Raw genomic sequence first — 24677 nt, forward strand, 5'->3', positions numbered from 1 at the left:
GATTGTTGTATGTAAACAATATTATCCAAGTTATCTGCTATTGAACTCTAGTCAGCCGGTTACTCACCTATTAAAAAATCGATTTGTCCGTTGACCATGACAATCTCCGGGTGAGCAGAAACCATCATGGGGTCTTCACTCCACACGACCAAATCGGCATCCATTCCCGGTGCTAGACTGCCAAGCCGGTTATCAAGGCCTAAAATCTTAGCGGCATCGCAGGTGATCATTTTCAGAGCCTGGTACGGTGGTAGGCCGTAGCGGGTGGCTAACCCGGCATATACTGATAGAAAGCAGCTAGGCGTTACCGGATGATCGCTCATCATGGCACATAATACACCCTGCCGGTATAACAGTGCCGGTGATTCCATGGTTTTATCTTTTAATTCCACCTTTGACCTGGTGGATAATGTTGGCCCTACTACAACTGGAATTTCTTCGGCTGACAGCAGTTCGGCAATAAGATACGCTTCTGTTCCATGTTCGATAATGATATCAACATCAAATTCCTGAGCGATCCGTACGGCCGTAACAATGTCATCGGCCCGATGTGCATGTGCCCTGAGCGGCATTTCTTTCCGCAATACCTTAGCGATTGCTTCCATTCCCATATCATATTTCCAGTCTTTTTTTCCCTGGCTGGCCAGGTACTCACGGGCCTTCCAGAAGGCTTCCCTGATTAAGGCAGCGGTTGCCATGCGCGAGACCGGCATTTTTCTCTGATCGGCTCCGTAAACACGTTTAGGGTTTTCGCCAAAGGCAATTTTTAGTCCTGCATACCACTTGAGCAGCATCTGCTCAACTGTGGGTTTGGGCGCTGTTTTAAGAAGAACGCATTGTCCACCAATTGGATTGGCACTGCCAGGTGCCACCATGACGGTGGTTATGCCGCCCTGATAGGCTTCCAACAGGCCGAGGTCTGCGGGGTTAATGGCGTCAAGCGCATGCAGACCGGGGGTAATCGGTTCACTGCGTTCGTTCTCATCAGAGCCGGCCCAACCCATACCTTCGTTGTCAATGCCTAAATGGGTATGAGCGTCAATGAGTCCTGGGGTTATGAACTTGCCGGTTACATCAATAATCCGGCATCCAAGCGGAATGTCAATATTTTTGCCAACTGCCTGTATTTTACCGTTATGAATCAGCACGGTGCCGTGATCCAGACTTTTACCGCACATTGTCAGGATTTTAGCGCCTGATAATGCAATCATGTTAATCCCTCCCAGGTGGATAGGATAATCCAACTTAGATCTGGTATCCTACTGCCAATGTTATATTATATTCATTGTAATGCAGTAGCAACTTCGCATGCAAGAAAAATAAGTCTATACGCAATAAAAAAGACCTTGCAGTTAAAACCTGCAAAGCCATGATTTATCTGGGGTTAATTGCTGAAATTCATGGTCGGAGCGACACGACTTGAAGGAGTACTAGGTCTTCATAAACAGTGTTTTTACGCCCTTTTAAACTGTGCGGTGTCAGCTACTTGCCATACACCTTTTATTCGCCCATCACCATTAATCTTCCAGGTGTGAGAAAAACGCACAAATTGAGTTGAATTATCTTGATTACTATCAAATGTGTAAAATCCCAAAACAGTAACAACATCCCCTCCATCAATGAAAGTTTCAGGCATAGCCCCAAAACTGTTAAATTGACTGCGAAGTTTTGAATAAAAGGATCCAAATACTTCAGCCATTCCATTGTAAACTCCACCATAGGGAAATCCAGGGGATACATTCCAGACCGGATCGTCCGCAAGTATTCTAGCAACAGCCTCTTTATCATTCGCTTTTAAAGCCTTATAAAGATTTTTTACTTGTTTAACATTTTGCGTGTCTTTTTCACCATGATTTAAAAAGATACGAGTTTCCATTATTATCCTCCATCGCCATTTAGCATATTTTTATTACGTCTTCATCCCATCAATTATATATTGATGGGCAGCAAAAACAATTATTTATGATATATTTTTGCCTCATTCTTATTATTATCTATTTTATTGTTTCCTTCAAATCATATTTGTCATAAAATTAATCTAAATAACGAATAAATAGCAGAGGTCTATCATGGATATTGAGCAATTGAAAAACTTCTTAATTCTAGCAAAACTTCTCCATTTTTCTAAAGCGGCAGAAGAAATTTGCTTATCACAATCTTCTCTTTCCAAACAAGTCGATAAGCTTGAACAAGAGTTTAATGTAAAATTTTTTGATAGAACAACTCGCATCGTCAGGCTAACGCCAGCAGGAAAAGAATTTTGCAAATATGCAATGAACATCGTTGATGAGGTAGACAAAGCAAAAAAACAGATGCGAGAATACACCGAAATGGAGCAAGGAAGTATTATTCTTGGCTCATTTCCCATCATTAGTCATCTTGGATTGACTTCACTGATTGTAGACTTTCACAAAGCTTATCCTAACATTGAACTCAAGTTAAGAGAAGCCGAGAGTAAAACATTACTGCAGTTGGGCAAAGACAGGGAAATCGATGCAGCGTTCATCCCTATTGGAAACTACACTGATGATGATTGTTTTTTTGATTTTTATCCGTTAATCGAAGATAATTTGATGCTAATGACCTGTAAATTTCATCCGTTGGGAAATAATCATTTGATAAGCCTTTCTGAAGCATCGAAAGAAAAATTCATCTTTATGACGCGTAATGCTTTTGCCCATGACATTTGCATAAACGCCTGCAAGCGTGCGGGGTTTGAACCAAAAATAGTTCATGAAAGCAATAACTGGGATACGATTTCCGGTTTAGTTGGAGCTGGCTTAGGCATTTCGTTAGTAACTTTACAGGTTGCAAATGCCATTTCGGAACGCCATAATACAGAATTTATTCGACTAAAAGAAAAATTCAATGTCACTATAGCTTTAGCCATACCGAAAGACGTTAATACTGTACGCAGTGTAAGTGCGTTTAAAAATTTCGTGTTCGACTGGACAAAATTGGCGCAAACACAACGCACCGCTGGTTTAGCTTAACTATAGTTTCCGGCGTTTCTTCACCTATATTATCCCACACTAAATTGCAATGCTGCGTAAGTTCGATTAAATTATGATAAGTCTCTTCCGGTTGATAGTGTCGATTTCTCCATATAGCATTTAATTGTTTAATGTCTTCGTAGTCTTCAGGAAAGAAGCGCAATGCTTTTCTTAGCAGCGAAATTGCTAATTGTACGTTATTTACTTTTTTAGCATGGGCGGCTAAAAAACTGAATGCATGGAAAAGCACACTATTACTTTTGCCACGTACCGGAAACACTCTTTGGCTCTGTTCAACGGCTTCCTGGCAGGCGATATCGCCTTGGCTGGAAGCCTGTAATATTTCCCATCTATGTCTTAATAGTTCTCCTCGAACTACAAAATTAAACTTCCAAGGGTAGGCTTGAGCCATATTGATAGCCTGGCCGATATACCGTAGGGCTTGTTCTGCATTTTTTTCATGCTGCCATATTGCTTGCCCAAGTTCCATCATACACCATACCTTGTCTTCGGTTTCTGATAAAATACAAGCATCTTCTGGTGTCTCTATTACCTTAACTGAGACTATAGTTTTGAAAAGATCAATGGCCGGAACCAATTGTCCAACCCGGAGCAACCAGCGTGCCAATCTCGAACGGCTCCGCCAGTCAAAATAGTTTTCAATTAAAGAACGTAGAATCTGTGGATGACTGTTAGTAATGTATTGTACGTGGTTCAGATACTCTTCAAATTTCAATAACATCACTCCATCATTTTAATATCACACTAATTGGGAGCTTCTTTTTACCTATTTTTTTATTTTTGCAACAATCTTCAAAGTTATTAAATTCTTAATATGAAAAAATAAGCTAATTTTTTCATACATAGATGTCTCAGTAAATTTCTCCTCTTTGTTCCAATTCACAACCGGTTGGCCCCAGAATCTTTGATCCTGTCCAAAGGTCTCAATGGGTTTCTCGGCTTTCTTACAATTCATATCCATCCATAAACCTCCTAATTTATTTTATGATATAATTAGATCTTATAATATTTAATTTGCAAATATAACAGCGTCGTTCAGGTTTTGAATGCCTGCCTTTTCCAATACGTCCCGCAATTTAGGCCTATCTGTTGGAATCAAGCAAGAACGTAGAATCTGATTAAATACTTTAGTGTCTTTTTCACAAGTGTTGGTAGTTGTGGTTCCTCAGTTTGGACAAAAAGAAGGTGATTACACAATCACCTCCTTCTATATTACTTGGAACTTCTTTATTTAATTTACCATTTGTTTTTGTATTAAACTATGTCACTTATTAACAGGGTTTTCATAATTTGCAACTATTTTCTTAGCAATACCTTTAATTTCATTGCGTAAATCTTCAGGTTCTAGTATTTCTACTAAGTACCCCCAGCGCAGAATCCAACCCACCATCCCCTTCCAGGTATCGAGTTCAAATGTCACTCGAACCCTACCGTCATGTAAGGTCTCGATTTTTTGTGAGGGATGAAACTTAGTATTAATTAATTCTTCTGCAGCTAATTCGTCCGCAATAAGCCTGACCGAGATTAAATCTCCCTGATTTTCAAAGAGTACTGCCCATGCATTTTTAGTTAGTTCCTGTAATGAAAAATCTCCCGGATAATCATACTTCTTGCCTGTTTTACTTACATCGGCCATGCGATCTAATCTGTATGTTCGTTGTTCTTTAGCCTCACAACAATATGCACGTAAGTACCACCGTTCATCCTTAGAAATCAAGCCTAATGGCCAGACTATACGCATTCGTTGATTATATTTGAAGCTAAGCACCTTTTCATGAGCCAATGCATCCATACACTCAGCCAACTTTTGTGAAATATCGTCTCTATTTTGAAATTCCGGTTCCATAAAAATAACCCTGTTGCGCATTTTTTCGATGTATTGAGTGAAGAGTTTGTACCGTAAAAGGCGTTGCAACAATTCACACTGCCTTTCCGCTTCCGTATTACCAAAGCCCCACGGTCTTTTTTCAAAACGCTCGATCATTAGTAAATTAAGAAAAGTTTGTTTGTCATCTAGCTCCGGAATAAATGGTATATCCAAAAAATACTTTTTTTCTTCTCCCTTTCCTGGCCGCCCAGGCGTTGGCTTATTAAACCTCCAGCCTAATTCTTCAGTCATTTCTGTTAAATCTTTCAAATCATGCCGAATCTTCCGCTCATCATATTCATCTTCATCAAATAAATCTTCAAAGGTCAATCCACCTTCGGGAAAGTGTTGCAATAATTTCAAAATATGGCTAATCATACGCTGGGCTTTATTATGTTTAGACTCTTCTTGCAAACAACTCACCTCCACTCTTATTTGCAATCTTTTTTAAGCTTATCCTGTTTAGCGATAGGCATATTACTTTCCCAAATACGCACACCTTTCTCATTTAAAATCCAAGCAATTGCATTCAGTTCAACACACAACTATCTCCTTTTTTCATGCAATTTTTGTTTTTAATCAAAATTAAAAAAGCTCCGGTTTAACCGGAAGCTTCTTGTTTGACTAAAGGTATAGCTATCGCGTTGTTCTATTCTTTTCTACAAAACATTTCTAAACAGCTATCAAATTTCAACTATATTGCGATTATATTCCAAAAGCATCCAAATGTCAATAATTTCCCATATTTACGAGTAGGATTTATAATAGTATTTTTTAAACTAAGAAACAGCCCAGGCCATTGCAACATTTATATCATCATACGACATTTGACCGTTGCCCCAGAATGGTGTAAGAATCACTCGCTGTTGATGGCCCAAAGGACTATTTCTCTCACCGAGCATAATATCCTTTGGCTTAGGCGATGGGTTGACCTTCCCTTTTAATTTTTCCGGCACTATACCTGTAGTGCATCTTGTAAAATCAAACTTAAGATTATCAAAAAAGTTTTTAGCTATGAAATTCCCTTCTTCTACACCTGCATAGCAAATTGTCACAGGTACAGAATATTTATTATATAAATGATTTAGTAGCTGTCGTCGATTGTTAATATTATTTTCCCAACTGTCCCTTGCTCGCTTATATTCATTCCAGCTCTCACCCTCAACTCGGTAGAGTAACTTACCTTGTTTGGGTAGTGGATATAATTCCGTCATTGCTGTATTGCCACTTGATACATGTAAGGTGTCCACCATGCACTTTTTTAACATTCCCATACTAATTTCTTTTTTTACTTTGGTAAAATTACTGTCAAGTACTAATTTAGCATAAGCTTGAAAGTACATTGTGAGGCTTTTAACTACCTCTCGAACGGTAGCTTCTGGTTTTTCAATAAAAAAACCGTCAGACCACTTTGGGTTGTTACCTTGCCTTAGATGCCCCAAACAATCTTGTAATTCGTTGTACCACCGTAACCTTTTATGTACAGATTCTTCATTATTTCCGCCCGCATCTCCAAGACCTTCCTCACGCCCCATAAATACATACTTTGCGCTTGTCAGTGGGCCATGCCCTAGAAAACTTTGCAACTGTTGATACTCAAGTTGATCTAAATAGATTATTGAATCCTGAGTCCGCATTTTTTTCCCCCATATTATAAATTTAGTTTCTGGTTTGAACAGTATGGTGATTTGGTAACTAAATTTTACTAAAAAAGTAAAACAAAGTATTTACTGGTGATATCTGCATCCACTATCAATTCTTTCATAAACTTTCCTTCCTTCTGAATTGGTTTCCTGACTCAGTTACTAAAGCATAAAGTGCTACAGCTATTAAAAATATAATTCCCAATACAGCCACGCCCGTAAAACTTCCACCCATAAAAGATAGTCCAAACGCAATCGGGCCTAACATTTCAGCTAATTTTTTTATGATACTGATATAGGATAAGGCTCTACTTTCACCTAGCCTCTTGACAATTTCAAGATTTAAGAAAAAATTATTTTGGGCTACAAAGCCAAAGCTGTCAGCAATCCCCAAAAACAATACCGCAATCATCGCTGGGACAAATCCACCCATTAACCCAAATGCGATCAGTGCTAACGAAAAAATAACATTATAGGCTATATTCCATCTAAATAGATTTGGATATTTGTTTAACCACTTTATAAGCCACGGCCCTAAGTAAACAATTATTAATCCGTAAATTAATTGTGACCGTCCAATATCTGAGGTTGACTTGCCGATATCTGTAAAATATATGGGAAGATAATACCCAAGATACGATCCTATAATGCATGATGGTACAATCATGAGTATCACAAAAAATATTGCATGTAGCATATAGCGAAAATTATACTTTTCATTAGTTATTTTCTTCAATTTTTGTATTTCTATTTTCGGTCTTTGGTAGGTTGCATTTTCAAGTCCTAGTACTGCCACAATACATACCATGGTAAGTGCTGAGGCAATCAATAACACTGGTCCATAGCCCAGTATATCTGCAAGAACAGAGCCTAGCACGGCACCGCAATTCATGCCTGCATAAATGCCCGCATTTAACATGGCGAAACATATCGCTTTATCCTTGTCATTTACAGTGAAAAGTGCAAAGTTTCTAAGTGTCATCCAACAAAATCCATAGCCAAGTCCAACCACTCCACGGGAAAGAATAAACATTGTGATATTTGTGGAGAATGCACTCATAAGCGTTCCCAGTGCCACTATAACCAGTCCACCAACAAAGGAAAGTTTCCAACCCTTTTTCTCAATAATTATTGATGTCACAAAAATTGCTACGCAGGTTAATAAAAATTCAGCTGATTGTGGTATCCCAGCTAATACATTGCCTTGAAATCCGAAAAAGGTTCCGCCTAAATCTTTAGCAATAATGGCAATAAAGGTGGTTGCCATACGTGAAGCAAAGTAAAAGAAAAAGGCTATTTGCCTCACATATCCCACCATGTTGTAGGAATGGTGGGCAACTATTTTACTCTTATCGGCAAATTTATCTTCGATAAACTTAATGGCGAAAATGACAAGCTCAATGGTTAAGATAATCGACGCTATAAGTACAGTCAGTAAATCCAAAAGGATCTTACTAACCATTTTGTTTTGGTAAGCCTCCGAAATATCCATTACTACCGTTACATCACCATTTGGAAACCGATACGATTTTAATGGATCAACCGTTACACTCTGCCCAATTTGGGTTTTATCGGTAGAATCCCGAACAATATTTTTTCCATCAACAATATACATTGAACTTATCTCATCGCAAATCTTCACTTGCTCAAGCGCAAAATTATCTGTTAACATTTCAGAGCTCATAGTCGCAAAAGTTTCTTTTGCCTTTTGCAGTGAATTGTTTTCAAAATCAAGCTGTTTAAAGGAATAAGTGGCAAAAGCAAGCGTTATTTGAATGATACAGATGACCGCTGTCAGCATTATAATAATTTCACTCTTTTGCATACTGCCATCTTCGTTAAAGATTTCTCCAAAGAAGATAAAAAGCATAAGCGCAATAACTGCAAAAAAGCTTAAAATTACCAGGGTTACATTAAGTGTCCCCTGCATTTCTGCAGGTTGTCCTTTATTTATTATCCACAAGAATATCAGTATAACCAAAACAATGGCTAATGTGCATAGTGCAAGCCATTTTCGTTTTTTAGTGACCATAATTTGTCCTGCCTTGTTTTATTTTCAAGGCAAGCATTGTAATATCGTCTGCTTGCTCTGCGCCATCGGCAAATTCATCAATTTCACTTTTTATATTCCTGAGCAGTTCATTTAAGCTACAGTCTTTGTATTTGTTACTGTCCCTAAGCAGTTTCTCATTGCTAAACAGATCATTATTTCTATTTACCGCTTCTGTTACACCATCAGTATACATATAAATAATATCATCTTGTCCTAATATAATTTTATCCTGACTATAGCTCATATCTTCCATACCAGCTAGAACAAACCCAGGTTTTATTGATAACCACTCAAAATCACCATTCGCTTTTTTAATAAGCGGGGGGTTGTGTCCTGCATTTACATAGGTAAATTCCCCTGTACTAATTTCAAAAATCCCCATAAAAGCAGTTACAAACATGGAAGCCTCGTTATTTTCACAAAGCTGCTGATTAACTGTTTCAAACACCTCTTTTGGCGTTTTGCCATGCATGCTGTTTTTAATAAGGGTTTTGGTAATTACCATAAATAATGCAGCTGGTACTCCTTTACCAGATACATCGGCTATGACAACTGCTAAATGATCATCATCCATGAGAAAGAAATCATAAAAATCGCCGCCCACCTCTTTTGCAGGAAGCATAGTTGCATAAATTTCAAATTCCTCCCGATCGGGAAATGGCGGAAAAATACAAGGTAACATACTTGCTTGAATTTTTGTTGCAAAAGCAAGCTCTGCACCTATTCGTTCTTTTTCAGCCGTTATTTTTGAAATATTTCTTATATATGTCTTCAAATCAATGGTCATTTTATTAAAAGCTTTGGCAAGTTCTGCTATTTCATCTTTTCCTCTATCATCAATTTGAGTATCAAGATCTCCCTCACCAATTTTTACAACCTTTGAAAGCAATACCTTTATAGGATTGGTAATGGTTTTTGATAGCAGATAGGAAAACACCAAAATAACCATTGCCGAAACTGCTAATACAATAACCAGAACAATTAACACCTCTCTCAGGGTTTTAGTAATATACCCTTGCGTTTGCGCGGTGTACTCATCTATCTGCTTTTTTGTTTCTACAGCCGGTTTAATAATTTCATCAACCTCAACAACAACAGCCAGTGACCATTTTGTTGTTGGAAGCTGTGAATAGGCAATGTAACACAACTTATCATCTATATGAGCAGTTGTTAACCCCTCAGGGTGTGTTACAATGTCCTTAATCGCCTGAAGATAATCTCCAGTCCCACTTTCCAGTGGTTTTGTGTTAATTTCATTATATTTGGGGTGGGCTATAATATTACCTTTATTATCAAGCAAAAACGCGTAACCTGTTTCTCCGATTTTCATTGAAATAATATCATCTTGCATGCTTTTAAGTGTAATATCAGCAGCTAACACCCCTCGTGGCTGTCCATTTTCATCATAAAAGGTTTTAGCGTTAGTAACACAAATGGAACCAAAAGCATCTAAGTATGTATCAATCCAGATGGATTTTCCCTCATTTATCATTGCGCTTTTGTACCAATCACGCGCTCTTGGGTCATAATTAGCGTTATATTCGTTAGATTTTGAATAACGATAAGAAATACCTGTGTTTGTGCCTAAATATATATTATTAAAAATATTATTATTTTTAAATATAGGTGCAAACATATATTCAGCATTACTGATAAGAGATAATTCCTGGTCAATGTCAGGTGTACGTAAAATCCCCGGCGCCAGCATATATTTTGCGCTTACCACTCCCATTACCGTGTCAGACACCATTGGTACATTTTTACCTTTAAAGTTATTTTCATTTTTATAAATAGCAGTCATATACTCTGACAGAGATGTAATCTTCTCTTGTACATTAGACAGTATTGCATCTGACTTCAATGCTTGCTCTTTCGCAATTTTTACAATATATTCCTCTGCTTGCTTTTGCAGTGCAGCCTTTGACCTTTCGGAAGAATTTATCCCAAGCTGGGTATTTGCATCTGTGGAATATCTCGTTAAATTCAGCATCTGTGTATATGAAACAACTGAAATAAAAAACAATGAAAAAAGCGATACCAGCAAAATAATAGCAAGAATCTTTGTTCCTATTTTGAGATTCCGCATGGTTTATTTCCCCCTATAGCTCGTTTTTAACAATTATCTCTATTAAATTATTAAAGGATAGTCCATATTTCGCAGCCGCCTGTGGATAAAAACTTTCCGGCTTTAGCCCAGGTACTGCATTAATTTCAATAAAATAAGGAAGTTGTGTCTCCTCCTCAATCATATAATCAATCCGCGCGTAATTTTTCGCATTTACAATATCGAATACCTCAATGGATATTTTTTCAAGTTCTTCCTTTTGCTCAGTTGATAAGTCTGCCTCTTTTACAATAAAATCTTTATTAAACAAAACAATATCCTTTTGCTTTCCAATCACATTTTCGCCTGATACTGTTGTTAATGCTATTGGTACTTTTTCTATTTCTAGTATTGGCGTTGTTACAAATTTCCCTTTAATAAATTGTTCAATTATTATTTCATCATCATAATTAAAGGTTTGTGCTATTTTTTCATAATCATCCCTTGATTGTATATATTCAATTCCATAACTTCCCCCCTGGGTTACCGCTTTTGCCACAACAGGGTAGGACATAACTTTTTCTATTTTCTCTAGCAATTCCACCTTTGGAGTCGCCCAAAAAGTCTGTTTATTCACATAAATAAATGCAGGTGTTCTGATACCGTGATAAGCGCAAATCTTTTTACATAAACATTTATCATTAATTATAGCTGCTGCTGTAGACTTCGAACCAGTATAAGCCAACCTTAAATGCTCACAAATGGATTGTAATGTTCCATCACCATGATATTTACCTTGCACCGCTATAAAGACTAATTGTGGTTTCCTTTTCTGTAAATTCATATATATATTTTCATCAAATTCCAGTAAACTGACTATGTGTCCATTTTCCTCAAGTGTCGCCGCTATATAACCCGCATTTTTTGTAGAAATAGCACTCTCACTTGATGCTCCGCCATGTACTACTGCAATATTCATTATTTATAAACTCCTTACTATTTATCGAGATTGATCTAAACTTCTATAATAACTGGATAGTGAAAAGTTTTCAAAAAAGTTATCCTTTCAAGCGATTGTATCATATCATTAGGCTTCCAGCCCTAAAAAGAGATGCAATTGTCGAAAGAGTTATCGTAGTTAGCCTACCATATTCCTTCCAGATTGACCATACCATATGCTGAAATTTATGGATTCTGTATTATATTCTTTTCGATGCTGCTTTTCCAGAGAAACCACTTTCCCACTGGTTTGTCGTAATCATTGTGGGCTTACTGCTGCGTTCCGACCATCTGGGAACCACTTTTTTCATTCAGGATCTCGCCCTGAATCCCGCCTGTTATGAAATGTTAAACCATTTTTTTCGTTCTTCTGAGTGGTCGCTGGAATCCATTAGGCAGAACTCTCAAGGATTAAAATAAAAGACCGCTAAACATTAGCAGGTCTTTTATTTTAATCCTTAAGCAGCTTTTGATGTCCGCTAATGATTCAATTGAAATAAGATTAACATGTCCGCTAATATAGGTCAAGAAAAAAGGAAGTAAAAATATGGCTAATATTAATGATGTTTCCGAAGAAGGAATGCAGATTGTTCATGCACCCTTAGCTTGGCGCACTCCCTGTCCTTCTATTTTTCTTGGGCAAAACAAAAGCTTCGTGAATACTCACGAAGCCATGATATTATTTTTTTCTTAGTATGCGAGTCAAGACTCCCGCCTCTACAGGGCGACGTCGGTCAGGTGGAGTAGACTCTCCACCTGAATTCCGGATGTTCAGCATTGCTGAAATGAGTTTATTTATCGGCTTTAACAGCCTCATCTTTCTTTTCATGCATATTGGCAGCTATCGGGCGAAATGGGGTTATGGTTGAAATAGCATGTTTGTAAACCAACTGCTGCTTACCATCATTTTCAATAATTACGGTAAAATTGTCAAATCCTCTTACAGCCCCACGTAATTGGAATCCATTAACCAAATATATAATTACAGGCATATTTTCTTTTCGTACTTGATTTAAAAAACTGTCTTGCAGATTAATGACTTTGTTCGTCAAATGAAACCCCTCCGTATTATGTTTTTCTCTTTTTTCTATTTTACCTTACACCAAACTTTCCTGCAATACCATTGTAAATTGTTTCCAGCAGGTTATTGTATTCCTCAAAGTCATCTACATTATACCATGTTATATAAGGCATCCGCCGATAAAAAGTCAATTGACGCTTAGCAAAATTACGAGTAGCCTGTTTTAATTGGTCAGTAGCGGTTACTAAATCCTGATCTGCGAGCAGGTACTCAACAATTTCTTTATAGCCAATTCCCTGCATGGCCTGGCAGCTTGGTGGTACACCCTGCTGCAAGAGCCCTGCCACTTCATCAACTAAGCCCTGTTCGATCATCTGATCAACCCGGCGATTAATCCGTTCATATAAGGCAGCACGTTCCATAGTAAGACCAATCACCACAGCATCAAACAGCAATTCATTTGTTGCTGTTTTTTCGTGTGAAATAGTTTCGCCGCTCAGGTAATATACTTCAAGGGCTCTGATTATCCGACGCTGGTCATTAGGATGCAGTCTGGCGGCCGTAAGCGGCTGAACTTGCTGCAAAAGATCATGCAGGTATTGATTACCATATTGCTTTGCCAGCCCAGTCAGTTTTTGGCGTAGCTTTTCATCACTCGGTGCCTGGTTGAACTGATAGCCCTCAAGCAGGGCCCGCACATAAAGACCAGTACCACCTGCCAGAATCGGAATACGGTTATCGTTATTTATTTGTGTAATGAGTTTTTGAGCATATTGTTGAAAATCAACTACATTAAATTCTTGATCCGGATCCAGGATATCAATAAGATGATGAACAATACCCTCGCGTTCCCTCATATCTGGTTTGGCAGTACCAATATTCATTCCCCGGTATACGAGCATGGAATCACCGGAGATAATTTGGGTATCAAGCTTTTTAGCTAAATCGATGCTTATTTTAGTCTTGCCTACAGCAGTAGGACCAATAATTACAATTAGACGGTTCATGGTTGGCTCCCGCCAGTCATTTTTGGCTGGCATTCAATAATACCATAATTAATACTGCTATATTTACCGCCAACTGCTCTATTCATTCCCAGTCGCGCAAATTCACTACTGCCGGCAGCTTCTTTGACCACAACCTTCTGTTTGGCCACCCGGCAAGCCTGGCTAATCGCTGCCGGTGTAACTGGTTGTGTATTTGCCAAAGTCCTAATGGGATTTACATTAGAGCTTTTTAAAATCGGCTCGCGAAACATGGGATCAAAATAAACGATGTCAAAACTGTTGTCAGGCAAAGCGGCAAGCTGATCACTGTAGTCGGCATTTTCCACCTTCACTCGCCGCAAAGCTTTTGTAATAGCAGGTTCGGAAGCAAGCGTAAAGTTTTGTAGTCCATAGCCGGTTATCAACGTAATTACCGGCGAACTTTCAAATCCAACAATCATACCCTTTTCACCGATCACAAAACTGGCAACAATGGCATCTGTCGCAAGTCCTAAGGTACAGTCAAGAACTGACATACCCGGCATAAGACCCATTGCAGTCACCATATGGTCATGATTTCCATTTAGTAAGTTTTTTATGCGTAGTTCAGCCATGCTTAAGTGAAAAAAGTACTCCCCCGCAGGGGTATGTACGATTGGCCCGGTAGTAGTAACTACGATAAGCTGATTTAACTCATATTTTTCCCTGAGGGCAGCTAACGAATAATGGTTGCGCGGCACAAACGGCACTGCTAGTTTGTCTGCTATCTCTTTTGCTTGTTGGGTGATACTTGGCAGAGTTTGTTGGGCAGTCGTTACAATTAAGTTCATATACTCATCACCTATGTACGTTTAAACAATTTTGCCAGCTCATCTGGACCAAATCTTATGATAGTCGGACGACCATGCGGACAAGTATAGGGCAGATCAGTTGTATATAGTTCACTTAGTAAAGCCTGTATTTGCCGCATGGTAAGCGTCTCACCCGCCTTAATGGCACTACGGCAGGCCGCCATTTGCAAATAGGCATGACGCAATTCCTGAGCCGTAGGCTGGTGCATATCTGCAACTAGCTGCAACACTCGCCGCAACACTTCTTCTGCATCAGCCAGGGGAATATCCACAGGCATCTCTAGTAGTCTCATGGTGTCGGGGCCAACTTGTTCGAGAGTAAAACCCAATTGATACAATGTATCCTGATTTCCGGTAATGATATTGCAATCATCTTTGGTAAATTCCAGATATTGAGCTACTAATAACTGTTGTGCCGGTACACGCCCTGTAGAGCGGCTCATGCGGTCATAGAGTATTCGTTCATGGGCCGCATGCTGGTCAATGATATAGAGGCCATCCTGGCCTTGCGCTACAATATAGCAAGTCTCAATCTGCCCCAAAGGATACAAGGGACAGGCAGATTCGGTAGCGATAGCTTCACTACATTCCCGCAACTGGTCCTCTTGCTTTATAGTTTGTCTGACCTCAGCCAAAGAAGTATTTTCTTCGTGCCATAATGCCGGCGTCCACGACTGAGCGGCAGAGTTTTCGGATGTATTGGCGGCAATATATTTATGCGCATTGCTATACCTATCCTTGCCGGTACTAGCTGGAAATCGTGGACTTATTGACGCTGCCGGCCCTGGCTGCACAGTTGCCGCGGCTTGCATGTGGGACACCGGCGCAGTTAGACTAGCAGAAATGGATTTATATACTGCCCGGTAAATCCTTTGGTCATCACTGAATTTAACTTCTTTTTTCTGCGGATGAACATTAACATCAATTGCTTCAGCAGCAATTTGGATATCAAGTATCGCTAAGGGATGCCCGTTTTTCGGCAATAAAGAAAAGTAGGCATTGTCTAACGCTTTGGCCAGCATCCGGCTATTTATCACCCGCTGATTGACCATAAATGTCTGCCATTGACGACTGCTTTTAAGCAAAACCGGCTTGGCAACATAGCCTGAAACACTAATACCCTCATTACTGTATTCTACTGGTAAAAGTTCCGGGGTAACCTTATGCCCATAGATATCGGCAATTGTATCAAGCAAGCGTCCGTTACCGCCGGTAGAGAATGTCAAACGCCCATTACTGATTAGTTTAAAAGCGATTTGGGGATGAGACAGCGACAACTTCGTGACAATATCGCTAATATGGCCGCTTTCGGCAGGTGGTGTTTTTAAAAACTTGCGGCGAGCCGGCGTATTAAAAAACAAATCAGTTACGGTTATGGTTGTGCCACACCCCGCCCCGGCTTCTCGAATATCGGCAATTATCCCCCCGTTAATCTCTACATAGGTTGCCAATGCTTCTGCTTGCAAACGGGAGGTCAATGTAAATTTAGACACAGCAGCAATACTTGGCAAGGCTTCTCCGCGAAACCCCAGTGATTGAATTGCTGCTAAATCTTCAGCAGTACGAATTTTGCTGGTAGCGTGGCGTTTTACCGCAAGTTGAGCATCTTCATGACTCATCCCCTGGCCATCATCGGTAACACGAATGGATTTTATTCCACCTTCGGCAATTTCAATTTCAATGTTCTTGCTGCCAGCATCGATTGAATTTTCAACAAGTTCTTTAATAACCGCTGCCGGGCGTTCAACAACCTCGCCGGCAGCAATCTTATTGGCTGTATTCTCATCTAAGATATGAATAACTTGCTGACTCATAAACTTCCGTTTTCCTCTCTGGCTTGCGTTTGCAGCCGAAATAATATATTAAGCGCCTCTAAGGGAGTCAGGGTCATAATATCAAGAGCTAGTAATTCATCAGCAATGCATGAGCTAAACAAAGAAACTGTAGTGACTGCAGCAGGCTCGTTATATGGTCCCTTAGCAGGTTGCGGCATAGGTATTGCAGGCAGCTTACCTTGTTCCAATTCATGTAAGGTCTGCTGCGCTTTTTCAATAATTCGCTTCGGCAGTCCGGCAAGCTGAGCAACATGGATACCATAGCTCTTATCAGCGCCACCTGGTATTATGCGGCGCAAAAATACAATCTCATTACCACGCTCTTTTACCGCTACCGAGTAATTTTTTATTACTTTGCTGGTATCAGCTAACTCTGTTAGTTCGTGATAATGCGTAGCAAATAAAGTTTTCGCTTTCACTTTATCTTTGATATACTCAACAACGGCCCGGGCAATACTCATACCATCAAAAGTACTTGTTCCACGACCAATTTCATCTAAGATTATTAGGCTATTGGCGGTAGCATATTTCACAATTTGGGCAGTCTCAGTCATTTCAACCATAAACGTACTTTGTCCTGTAGCCAGATCATCACTAGCACCGACTCTGGTAAAAATCCGATCAACAGGACAAATGGATGCTTCTCTTACCGGAATAAAACTGCCCATCTGGGCCATAATTGTAAGCAGTGCCACTTGTCTCATATAAGTAGACTTGCCAGCCATATTAGGGCCGGTAATAATCAATATTTCACTGTCACGGTGATTGAGTTCTGTATCATTAGGCACAAACATTTCCCCGTGCAAGAGGCGCTCAACTACCGGATGACGGCCATCTTTAATAATAATATCCCTAGTTTGGTTAAGCTTGGGGCGGACATAATTAAAGCGGGCCGCAGCTTCACTTAGAGAAATAATGACATCTAACTGGGCAACGTGCAAGGCAGTCTGCTGGATTTCACCAATGCGTTCTTTTATATAGTCTCTGATAACAGAAAATAGTTGGTATTCAATATTGATAATTTTTTCCTGGGCGCCAAGTACTTTGGTCTCAAACTCCTTCAGTTCAGGCGTAATATACCGTTCCGCATTAACAAGGGTCTGTTTGCGGGTATAGTTTGGCGGTACCGCACCCGTATTGGCATGAGTTATCTCAATATAATAGCCAAAAACCCTGTTATACCCTATTTTAAGCGACTTGATGCCCGTAGTTTCGCGTTCACGCAGTTCCAGATCATGTATCCATTGTTTACTGTCGCGGGCAATACTTCTAAGCTCATCAAGTTCTAAGTCATAACCTGTTCTGATAATACCGCCTTCACGAATAGTAAATGGCGGATTATCAGCGATTGCATTTTCAATCATAGTAGTTACATCGACGTGCGTTTTAATAGCCATACCAATATCGGTAAGCAGCTGCGACTGACATTCTTGCAGCGTTAGCTTTATCTCAGGCAGCACTGACAGTGAAGTTTTAAGCGCCGTTAGATCACGGGCATTGGCACTGCCGACCTCAATCCGGGTTAGAATGCGCTCAAAATCATAAATATTACCAAGAAGTTCTTTTAACGGCTCACGCACTACCCGTTTATCTAACAAATCGGCAATAGCGTCCTGACGTTTAGTAATCGTAATCGGGTTTAATAAGGGAAACTCCAACCACTTTTTAAGCAGCCTGCTGCCCATTGCGGTTTTTGTAAAATCCATTACTGACAGCAGGGTGTCTTTGCGCCCACCATCACGCATATTCCGGGTGATTTCAAGATTGCGCAAGGTGGAGGCGTCTAATACTAGATACTCCTGCGTATTGATTCTTGTCAGTTTGTTGAGATGAGAGAGATGGCTTTTTAAATTATAGTGCAAATAGTACAGCAGATAGCTTACGGCCGCTTGTGCCGCAGGATTTGCGGGAAGCTCTTCTTCCGTAAAATGGTTATGCGGTAACTGTGCAGCTACCGTAAGGTCTGCATTTGACAGGGTAGTAACCGCACAAGTAGACACTCTTTGTGATACGAAATTTGTTATAGCTGTGATTCCATCTAATTTACCTACCAGCACTAATTCTGCCGGCAGCAGCCGATACAGTTGATCACAAACAGTATTTGTCCGCGAACTGCCTGAAAATATGGCCCATAAGCATTCACCTGTTGATATATCTGTTGCGGCCAAACATAATTCATCATCTTCTTCATATAACAGTGCTAAATAATTATTGGCCTTATCAGGCAGACTGGACTCAGACAGAATCGTCCCGGGTGTAATAATCTTAACGACTTCTCTGCGCACAATCCCTTTTGCTTGTTTGGGATCTTCAACCTGTTCACAAATAGCTACTTTATAGCCTTTAGTAATTAATTTAGCAATATAATTGTCAGCAGCATGGTAGGGTATACCGCACATCGGGACCCTTTTGTTATTGCCCCCTTCGCGGGAAGTTAATGTAATCTCTAGTTCACGCGCGGCTAGCTCCGCATCTTCAAAAAACATTTCGTAAAAATCGCCTAAACGAAAAAACAGTATTTCACTGCTAAGGTTACTTTTTACCTCCCGATACTGTTCCAGCATCGGAGTATAATTTGTTGCCATACTGTAAATTCTCCTCTGCTATTAGAGCAAGCGCCCCTTTAAAACCCAAGTTTGGGCTTTGTCAATTTGTATATTTACTAAATCACCGATCTTCTCGGTACCCGTTTTCTCCCATAGTACAATCTTATTGGTACGAGTTCGTCCCATTAATTTCATCGTATCATTTTTACTTACACCTTCAACCAATACTTCAATACTAGTCCCTGTCAGCTGTTTGTTTATTTCCAGGCTTATCTCATTTTGCACAGCCATCAGCTGATTAAGACGCGCCTTTTTGACTGCCAGTGGCAGTTGGCCCTCATATTGGGCTGCCGGTGTCCCTGAGCGCTGCGAATATAAAAAAGTATAGGCTACATCATACCTGACACTTTTGATAAACGCAAGTGTTTCGAGAAACTGTTCTTCCGTCTCCCCGGGAAAGCCAACAATTAAGTCGGTTGTTATACTGGCGCCAGGAATGGACTTACGAATGTCAGTAACAAGCTGACGATAATACTCTGTAGTATAGCCGCGATTCATCTGTTTCAGGATAGAATTACTTCCGGATTGCACAGGAAGATGAAAGTGCTCACAAATTCTTTTACTGTTTTTGATAATGTCAATCAGCTTAGTATTCATATCCCTCGGATGGGATGTCATATAACGAATGCGAGCTATGGTTTCAATTTGATCAGCTGCCTGCAGTAAATCGGAAAAATCGACCTGTGTATCAAGATCTTTGCCATAGGAATTAACGTTTTGACCAAGCAGGGTTATTTCTTTAAAGCCCTCTGCTCCCAGCTGCCGAATTTCGGCTATTATATTTTCCAGTGGGCGGCTGCGTTCACGGCCTCTGACATAGGGAACTATACAATAGGTACAAAAATTGTTGCAGCCATACATAATAGGTACCCATGCCGATATCTGGCTTTTATGGACAGTTGGGACATCAGGTGCCAAACGTTCAGCCTGATCCCATACAGAAACAACCTTTTCCCCGCTTGTTTCTATCTGGGCAATGAGTTCCACCAGTTGATGCGTATTATGTGTCCCCATAACCAGATTAACATGAGGGAACTTTTTTACTATTTTATCTCTATCCTTTTGTGCCATACAGCCAACAACGCCGATAATTATATTGGGATTGACTGACTTTAGCCTTTTCAGCTCACCAATCTTGCCATAAATCTTCTTTTCCGCACTTTCCCGGACACAACAAGTATTTAGCAAAATTACGTCAGCCTGATCAATATTTTCGGTAGCTTCATAGCCAATTGTCCGCAATTGGCCAGCTAACCTTTCTGAGTCGTTGAGATTCATCTGACACCCAAAGGTGATCGTATGAAAAAATTTATGATCTTTGTCTTTCTGGTCCAAATCCATCTATGTATCAGCTCCAATGGCAAAGTTATATAATTTGTACTATTTTTTACGTGTTGCCCAAATCATTCTAAGACCCGAAAAAATTACAAAAATGCCAAAAATCCGTTTAAGCTCGCTTGCCGGCACTGCTTGAACAAAATTAGCACTGACTAAAGCCCCCAAAGCAGCTCCTCCTGCCATATAAGCTGCCGCTTGATAATTGATAAGTCTTTTCTTATAAAAATACCATACACTAACAATTGATGTAGGTATAATAACCAGCATCGATATTCCTTGTGCTGTGTGCTGAGTTATCCCTAATAGTAAAACCAGCAGCGGTATTAACACTACTCCGCCGCCAATACCCAAAAGTCCACTTAAAACACCAGCGGTAAGTCCTATACCAAAAATTATCAATATCATAGTCATGCTAGTACCATCCTTACACCTACAACAATCAACAAAATAGCAAATAGCTGTTTTAAGCGAATGGGCGGAATTCTTTTCATTATCCGCGCACCGATACTGGCCCCAAGGGTGCTGCCTACAATTAAATTCAGAGCCAAATTTACATCAGTATTGCCATGAAAACCATAGATAATACTGCTGATTAATGCTGTAGGAATAACTATTGCCATCGACGTAGCTTGGGCAATATGCTGGGTAATATTGAAATAGGTTACCATAATTGGCACAAGAAAAATACCGCCCCCGAGTCCAAGCAAACCGCTGAGAATACCTACTACAAATCCGGCACCTGCAAATTTCAATCGTTCAGTCATGATAAAACCCCTTACTTATTCAATGCTTAGCCGTTTAACTGCAATATTTACTTCTCTAACCATCATACCTGTCATATATTCAACCATTTGCTTTATACGTACTTGGGCATCATGTACTACCTGCCAAATAGGCTGCCCATATTTTATAATTACATCAAGTGAAATTGAAATTCCTTTTTCCCTATCATGGGAGTTTTTTATATTTATTTGTCCTGTCTTGGTAATAACACCCTCACTGATAGCAATATAGTCAACAACGGCAGCTATCGCTGCATCTGAAATAAGCAGTTTTCCATAGTAGCTAAAGGTTGGCCGGACAATTGATTTTTCACCTAGTTTACGTCGTTGCTTGGAACGAGGCTTTTTGAAAAAAACATCAAGCGAATCAATCAGATAACCAGAAAAATGTGGTTTGAGTTCAATAGTTGGCACAGGAATAATATGTTTTCCCTCTTTGAGCCTACTCTCTTTTGCTTTGGCAATTTCACCTTTGGTAGCAATATCTTCAATCCGGATTATTTTACTAATTGCTGGTAATCCTAACACATCAACAATCTTTTCTACCATATTTCGGGAAGTACCAAGTAGTAAGATACGTTTAGGCATTACTCTAGCGATAGCTTCTCTAACTTCATTGGCATGGTCAGGTTCCATAAATATGGCACGTTTTACAGCTTTAATTTTGCTAGGTTCTTTTTTTGCCGAATGACCTGCAATAATTTTACTGTCCATAATTAACAGCCCGTCGTCAATAATTGTATCAACATCATACTCGTGTGCAACGATTAACGCCCGATGGCTTTTGCCCGTTCCACTTGGACCGACCAAAGCGATGGTGTCCATAGACAGCCTCCTGATAAAATAGTAATAGGGTATAGCATAAAAATAAACACCTTTGCAGGTGTTGTCAAGTAAAAGTATTACATTGACAAAAATCAACAAGCTTGGCTGAAACAGTGAAAATTCCCAATTTTTCAGGATACCGGCCAGGAATACCATGGAAATCAGAACCACCAGTTATTTTTAAATTATATTTATTAGCAATAGCTAAATACTTATTAACCGCTGTCTGATCATGTTTCGGATGATAAACCTCCAACCCACGAATACCAGCTTTAATCAAATCAAGTACTAAATTATCGTCGCCCACTAGGCCAGGATGAGCCAATATTGCAATGCCTCCAGATTGCTCTATAAGCCTGATGACTTGTTCTGGAGTTAGTTTGTAATGGGGAACATAGGCGGGAGAGTTTTTGGTTAATACTTGTTGAACTGCTTCTGGTATCGTTTTAAAATAGCCAGCTTCAACAAGTACTTGAGCAATATGCGGTCTCCCTACGGCCCGCGTTTCCCCAGCCATGTCCAGTACCTGATTATAATTGATCGAATAGCCCAATTTTCGCAGCTTATCTACCATCAGCTGCGACCGCTTTAACCGGGCATTAAGGATAATTTCCAGTTGATCGCGCAATTTCACATTATTAATATCAATACAATATCCCAAAATATGTACTTCATGGTGCGATAAGTCAGTGCTAAATTCTATTCCAGGAATAATTGCCAGCTTGGAGGCCGAAGTATGCAAATATCCTGTTATGTCCGCATAAGCAGCAACCGTATCATGGTCAGTAATAGCAATATAGTTAAGACCGGCAAGTTCGGCCTGCTGAACTACTTCCAGCGGTGATAATCGCCCGTCAGAGGCCGTGGTATGAATATGAAGGTCTGTAATCATGACTTGCTTAACGCAGTTGCCAATTGGATTAAGGTACGAACTCCTACCCCTGTACCGCCCTTACGATTATATCCCTTATCTTTATCGGTATCAGCTGTTCCGGCAATATCGACATGTACCCAGGGAGTTTTATCGGCAAACTGTCCAATAAACAATCCAGCTGTAATAGTGCCCCCTGGCCTGCCGCCAGTATTTTTAAGATCGGCAATAGAACTTTTTATTTGTTCAAAATACTCAACATCGTTAGGCAATTCCCACAGTTTTTCCCCAATTTGCTCCCCAGCGTCAAGAACGGTTTGACACCACTGCCTGTTGTTAGTAATAACACCGGAATAAACAGTTCCAAGACCAACAACACATGCTCCCGTCAGAGTTGCTAAATCAATTATTTTGGTAGCCCCCAGCTTCTTAGCATAGGTAACAGCGTCCGCTAAAATTAACCGTCCTTCGGCATCAGTACTCAATACTTCAATAGTTTTACCGCTCATGGAAGTCAGGATATCTCCGGGCCTAAATGCACTACCTGACGGCATGTTTTCTGTACATGGTACAACGGCTAAAATGTTTACTTTGGGTTTTAGTTGGCCAAGAGCCATCATCGCTCCTAATACGGCAGCGCCGCCCGCCATATCACTCTTCATCTCATCCATCTTTTGACTAGGCTTGATTGATATGCCACCGCTGTCAAAGGTAATACCCTTGCCAACAAAAGCTACTATTTCCTGGCTAGACGGGTCTCCCTGATATTTTAAGACAATTAGTTTCGGTGGTTCAGTACTACCTTGCGCTACAGCCAGTAATGCACCCATTCCTTTTTGCTGCATATCTTCTTTTTCAAGTACAGTAAGCTCAAAACCGTACTGCTCTGCTATCTCCCCAGCATGCCAGGCCATCTTCGTTGGCGTCATGTACTGAGCAGGATGGTTGATTAAATCCCTGGCATAGTTTACGCTTTCTGCAATGATTTGACCAGTCGCAATTCTATTTGTAATTACGGCAACATTTGCGGGATCATTTTCAATAAGTAACAACCTTGTAATACCAGGATTATCAGTTTGGCTTGTTTTATAGTACGCAAACTGATACAAGCCCATTACTGCACCCTCAACAACAGCCTGTGCTGTCTGGCAAGCTGCCAGCTTGTCACTGGCACTAGGGATGATAGTTGCTACGGTCTGGGAATGCATTTTTTTAGCTGTCCGCATAGCTGCAGCCATCAGTGCCCGTACTTTGTCTACCGTGATTTCATTTTCTTTACCCAGACCCAGAAGAAGAATACGTTTAGCACCAATAGCACCAAATGTATGTATAACCATAGTTTCCCCGTATTTGCCACAGTCTGGCATATCACGGATTATTTCACTTATATGCGAATCTAATGCTTTGTCCACGGCTCCGGTTGCCCCACATGGAGTCATAATTCCTTCAAATAAGCTAACAATGACTGTATCACATAGTATTTCAGTTATTGGGCCAGAGACAACTTCAATATTCATTTTTTCACTCCTTAATTTGATATCAATAATTATATTATTATATTATGCCATAAATCATTCATTAAAAACACTAAAACCTGTTCACGGTGAACAGGTTTCGAGCATTATCTATTGTTAACGCGGTTCAACGATTAGCTTAATAGCCGTTCTCTCTTCGCCATCAATAAGAATATCTGTGAAGGCTGGGATACATATTAAATCTACACCATGTGGCGCTACAAACCCTCGAGCGATCGCAACTGCCTTGACAGCTTGGTTAAGTGCTCCTGCACCGATTGCCTGCATCTCGGCGCCGCCACGTTCTCTCAGCACTCCGGCCAAAGCCCCTGCTACAGAATTAGGATTAGATTTTGCTGATACTTTCAAGACGTCCATGTTTATATGTGCCTCCTTTGATAAAAAAACATTTATTAGTCCTATAAATT

Annotated in this window: 23 protein-coding genes; 2 read left to right on the plus strand and 21 right to left on the minus strand. The window is 40.0% G+C overall.

The window, feature by feature from the left end:
* Positions 1 to 59: 59 nt before the first annotated feature.
* On the minus strand, positions 60 to 1211 hold the full coding sequence (locus tag SALPA_RS26230) for an amidohydrolase (protein WP_145101070.1): 1152 nt from the start codon (positions 1209 to 1211) through the stop codon (positions 60 to 62).
* 242 nt (positions 1212 to 1453) lie between these two features.
* The gene (locus tag SALPA_RS26235; RefSeq protein ID WP_145101073.1) at positions 1454 to 1876 is read right to left on the minus strand and encodes a nuclear transport factor 2 family protein; all 423 of its coding nucleotides are present in this window, start codon (positions 1874 to 1876) and stop codon (positions 1454 to 1456) included.
* A 193-nt stretch (positions 1877 to 2069) separates the two neighbouring features.
* Between SALPA_RS26235 and SALPA_RS26240 the strand changes: the two genes are divergently transcribed.
* Entirely contained in the window at positions 2070 to 2993 is a 924-nt protein-coding gene (locus SALPA_RS26240; protein WP_145101076.1) for a LysR family transcriptional regulator, read from the plus strand.
* On the opposite strand, the gene SALPA_RS26245 is transcribed toward SALPA_RS26240, so the two are convergent.
* The 7 genes from SALPA_RS26245 to SALPA_RS26275 form a co-directional block, all read right to left on the minus strand.
* Positions 2929 to 3729 (minus strand): hypothetical protein, encoded by an 801-nt coding sequence (locus SALPA_RS26245; protein ID WP_145101079.1) that lies wholly within the window; start codon positions 3727 to 3729, stop codon positions 2929 to 2931. The genes SALPA_RS26240 and SALPA_RS26245 overlap by 65 nt on opposite strands.
* Before the next feature lie 51 nt (positions 3730 to 3780).
* A complete protein-coding gene (locus SALPA_RS26250; protein ID WP_145101082.1) occupies positions 3781 to 3975 on the minus strand; it encodes a hypothetical protein in 195 nt (64 codons plus the stop codon).
* Positions 3976 to 4278: 303 nt separating this feature from the next.
* The gene (locus tag SALPA_RS26255; RefSeq protein ID WP_145101084.1) at positions 4279 to 5295 is read right to left on the minus strand and encodes a YafY family protein; all 1017 of its coding nucleotides are present in this window, start codon (positions 5293 to 5295) and stop codon (positions 4279 to 4281) included.
* Positions 5296 to 5660: 365 nt separating this feature from the next.
* Positions 5661 to 6518: a hypothetical protein gene (locus SALPA_RS26260; protein ID WP_145101086.1), complete on the minus strand. Its 858-nt coding sequence runs from the start codon at positions 6516 to 6518 to the stop codon at positions 5661 to 5663.
* A gap of 124 nt (positions 6519 to 6642) precedes the next feature.
* Positions 6643 to 8556 (minus strand): MFS transporter, encoded by a 1914-nt coding sequence (locus SALPA_RS26265; protein WP_145101088.1) that lies wholly within the window; start codon positions 8554 to 8556, stop codon positions 6643 to 6645.
* Positions 8546 to 10663, minus strand: a complete 2118-nt coding sequence (locus SALPA_RS26270; protein WP_145101090.1) for a SpoIIE family protein phosphatase — start codon at positions 10661 to 10663, stop codon at positions 8546 to 8548. Before SALPA_RS26270 ends, SALPA_RS26265 begins: the two co-directional genes overlap by 11 nt.
* Before the next feature lie 13 nt (positions 10664 to 10676).
* Complete coding sequence (locus tag SALPA_RS26275) at positions 10677 to 11600, minus strand: hypothetical protein (protein ID WP_145101092.1); 924 nt, start codon at positions 11598 to 11600, stop codon at positions 10677 to 10679.
* Between the two features lie 567 nt (positions 11601 to 12167).
* Here SALPA_RS26275 and SALPA_RS29325 point away from each other — a divergent pair.
* A complete protein-coding gene (locus SALPA_RS29325; protein ID WP_186451238.1) occupies positions 12168 to 12314 on the plus strand; it encodes a hypothetical protein in 147 nt (48 codons plus the stop codon).
* Between the two features lie 97 nt (positions 12315 to 12411).
* On the opposite strand, the gene hfq is transcribed toward SALPA_RS29325, so the two are convergent.
* From hfq to SALPA_RS26335, 12 genes are all read right to left on the minus strand, one after another.
* The gene (gene hfq / locus SALPA_RS26280) at positions 12412 to 12672 is read right to left on the minus strand and encodes an RNA chaperone Hfq (protein WP_145101094.1); all 261 of its coding nucleotides are present in this window, start codon (positions 12670 to 12672) and stop codon (positions 12412 to 12414) included.
* Between the two features lie 40 nt (positions 12673 to 12712).
* A complete protein-coding gene (gene miaA / locus SALPA_RS26285; protein WP_145101096.1) occupies positions 12713 to 13648 on the minus strand; it encodes a tRNA (adenosine(37)-N6)-dimethylallyltransferase MiaA in 936 nt (311 codons plus the stop codon).
* Positions 13645 to 14457: a class I SAM-dependent methyltransferase gene (locus tag SALPA_RS26290; RefSeq protein ID WP_145101098.1), complete on the minus strand. Its 813-nt coding sequence runs from the start codon at positions 14455 to 14457 to the stop codon at positions 13645 to 13647. Before SALPA_RS26290 ends, miaA begins: the two co-directional genes overlap by 4 nt.
* An 11-nt stretch (positions 14458 to 14468) precedes the next feature.
* Entirely contained in the window at positions 14469 to 16292 is a 1824-nt protein-coding gene (mutL, locus tag SALPA_RS26295; protein ID WP_145101100.1) for a DNA mismatch repair endonuclease MutL, read from the minus strand.
* Positions 16289 to 18898, minus strand: a complete 2610-nt coding sequence (mutS, locus tag SALPA_RS26300; RefSeq protein WP_145101102.1) for a DNA mismatch repair protein MutS — start codon at positions 18896 to 18898, stop codon at positions 16289 to 16291. Before mutS ends, mutL begins: the two co-directional genes overlap by 4 nt.
* Positions 18899 to 18919: 21 nt before the next feature.
* Positions 18920 to 20260: a tRNA (N6-isopentenyl adenosine(37)-C2)-methylthiotransferase MiaB gene (gene miaB, locus SALPA_RS26305; protein WP_145101105.1), complete on the minus strand. Its 1341-nt coding sequence runs from the start codon at positions 20258 to 20260 to the stop codon at positions 18920 to 18922.
* 39 nt (positions 20261 to 20299) lie between these two features.
* On the minus strand, positions 20300 to 20668 hold the full coding sequence (locus SALPA_RS26310; protein WP_255451372.1) for a sulfite exporter TauE/SafE family protein: 369 nt from the start codon (positions 20666 to 20668) through the stop codon (positions 20300 to 20302).
* Positions 20665 to 21021: a sulfite exporter TauE/SafE family protein gene (locus tag SALPA_RS26315; RefSeq protein WP_145101108.1), complete on the minus strand. Its 357-nt coding sequence runs from the start codon at positions 21019 to 21021 to the stop codon at positions 20665 to 20667. The genes SALPA_RS26310 and SALPA_RS26315 overlap by 4 nt, the downstream gene beginning before the upstream one ends.
* A 15-nt stretch (positions 21022 to 21036) precedes the next feature.
* Positions 21037 to 21864, minus strand: a complete 828-nt coding sequence (locus SALPA_RS26320) for an Asp23/Gls24 family envelope stress response protein (protein ID WP_145101111.1) — start codon at positions 21862 to 21864, stop codon at positions 21037 to 21039.
* A 64-nt stretch (positions 21865 to 21928) separates the two neighbouring features.
* The gene (locus SALPA_RS26325; RefSeq protein WP_145101114.1) at positions 21929 to 22756 is read right to left on the minus strand and encodes a PHP domain-containing protein; all 828 of its coding nucleotides are present in this window, start codon (positions 22754 to 22756) and stop codon (positions 21929 to 21931) included.
* On the minus strand, positions 22753 to 24252 hold the full coding sequence (locus SALPA_RS26330) for a leucyl aminopeptidase (protein ID WP_145101117.1): 1500 nt from the start codon (positions 24250 to 24252) through the stop codon (positions 22753 to 22755). The genes SALPA_RS26325 and SALPA_RS26330 overlap by 4 nt, the downstream gene beginning before the upstream one ends.
* 114 nt (positions 24253 to 24366) lie before the next feature.
* Positions 24367 to 24627 carry a stage V sporulation protein S gene (locus tag SALPA_RS26335; protein ID WP_094607502.1) on the minus strand — a complete coding sequence of 87 codons (261 nt, stop codon included), beginning with the start codon at positions 24625 to 24627 and terminating at the stop codon, positions 24367 to 24369.
* Positions 24628 to 24677 lie beyond the last annotated feature (50 nt).

The organism is Sporomusa sp. KB1, assembly GCF_007830295.1.
Taxonomy (GTDB): domain Bacteria; phylum Bacillota; class Negativicutes; order Sporomusales; family Sporomusaceae; genus Sporomusa.

What these genes read in the sequence shown, in the direction of transcription:
- SALPA_RS29325 (WP_186451238.1), top strand. Translation starts at nt 12,168, where the DNA reads ATGGCTAATATTAATGATGTTTCCGAAGAAGGAATGCAGATTGTTCAT.
- mutS (WP_145101102.1), bottom strand. Translation starts at nt 18,898, where the DNA reads ATGGCAACAAATTATACTCCGATGCTGGAACAGTATCGGGAGGTAAAA.
- SALPA_RS26325 (WP_145101114.1), bottom strand. Translation starts at nt 22,756, where the DNA reads ATGATTACAGACCTTCATATTCATACCACGGCCTCTGACGGGCGATTA.
- SALPA_RS26260 (WP_145101086.1), bottom strand. Translation starts at nt 6,518, where the DNA reads ATGCGGACTCAGGATTCAATAATCTATTTAGATCAACTTGAGTATCAA.
- SALPA_RS26320 (WP_145101111.1), bottom strand. Translation starts at nt 21,864, where the DNA reads ATGGACACCATCGCTTTGGTCGGTCCAAGTGGAACGGGCAAAAGCCAT.
- SALPA_RS26335 (WP_094607502.1), bottom strand. Translation starts at nt 24,627, where the DNA reads ATGGACGTCTTGAAAGTATCAGCAAAATCTAATCCTAATTCTGTAGCA.
- SALPA_RS26230 (WP_145101070.1), bottom strand. Translation starts at nt 1,211, where the DNA reads ATGATTGCATTATCAGGCGCTAAAATCCTGACAATGTGCGGTAAAAGT.
- SALPA_RS26310 (WP_255451372.1), bottom strand. Translation starts at nt 20,668, where the DNA reads ATGACTATGATATTGATAATTTTTGGTATAGGACTTACCGCTGGTGTT.
- SALPA_RS26315 (WP_145101108.1), bottom strand. Translation starts at nt 21,021, where the DNA reads ATGACTGAACGATTGAAATTTGCAGGTGCCGGATTTGTAGTAGGTATT.
- mutL (WP_145101100.1), bottom strand. Translation starts at nt 16,292, where the DNA reads ATGAGTCAGCAAGTTATTCATATCTTAGATGAGAATACAGCCAATAAG.
- SALPA_RS26330 (WP_145101117.1), bottom strand. Translation starts at nt 24,252, where the DNA reads ATGAATATTGAAGTTGTCTCTGGCCCAATAACTGAAATACTATGTGAT.
- SALPA_RS26275 (WP_145101092.1), bottom strand. Translation starts at nt 11,600, where the DNA reads ATGAATATTGCAGTAGTACATGGCGGAGCATCAAGTGAGAGTGCTATT.
- SALPA_RS26290 (WP_145101098.1), bottom strand. Translation starts at nt 14,457, where the DNA reads ATGAACTTAATTGTAACGACTGCCCAACAAACTCTGCCAAGTATCACC.
- SALPA_RS26270 (WP_145101090.1), bottom strand. Translation starts at nt 10,663, where the DNA reads ATGCGGAATCTCAAAATAGGAACAAAGATTCTTGCTATTATTTTGCTG.
- SALPA_RS26235 (WP_145101073.1), bottom strand. Translation starts at nt 1,876, where the DNA reads ATGGAAACTCGTATCTTTTTAAATCATGGTGAAAAAGACACGCAAAAT.
- SALPA_RS26240 (WP_145101076.1), top strand. Translation starts at nt 2,070, where the DNA reads ATGGATATTGAGCAATTGAAAAACTTCTTAATTCTAGCAAAACTTCTC.
- miaA (WP_145101096.1), bottom strand. Translation starts at nt 13,648, where the DNA reads ATGAACCGTCTAATTGTAATTATTGGTCCTACTGCTGTAGGCAAGACT.
- miaB (WP_145101105.1), bottom strand. Translation starts at nt 20,260, where the DNA reads ATGGATTTGGACCAGAAAGACAAAGATCATAAATTTTTTCATACGATC.
- SALPA_RS26265 (WP_145101088.1), bottom strand. Translation starts at nt 8,556, where the DNA reads ATGGTCACTAAAAAACGAAAATGGCTTGCACTATGCACATTAGCCATT.
- SALPA_RS26250 (WP_145101082.1), bottom strand. Translation starts at nt 3,975, where the DNA reads ATGGATATGAATTGTAAGAAAGCCGAGAAACCCATTGAGACCTTTGGA.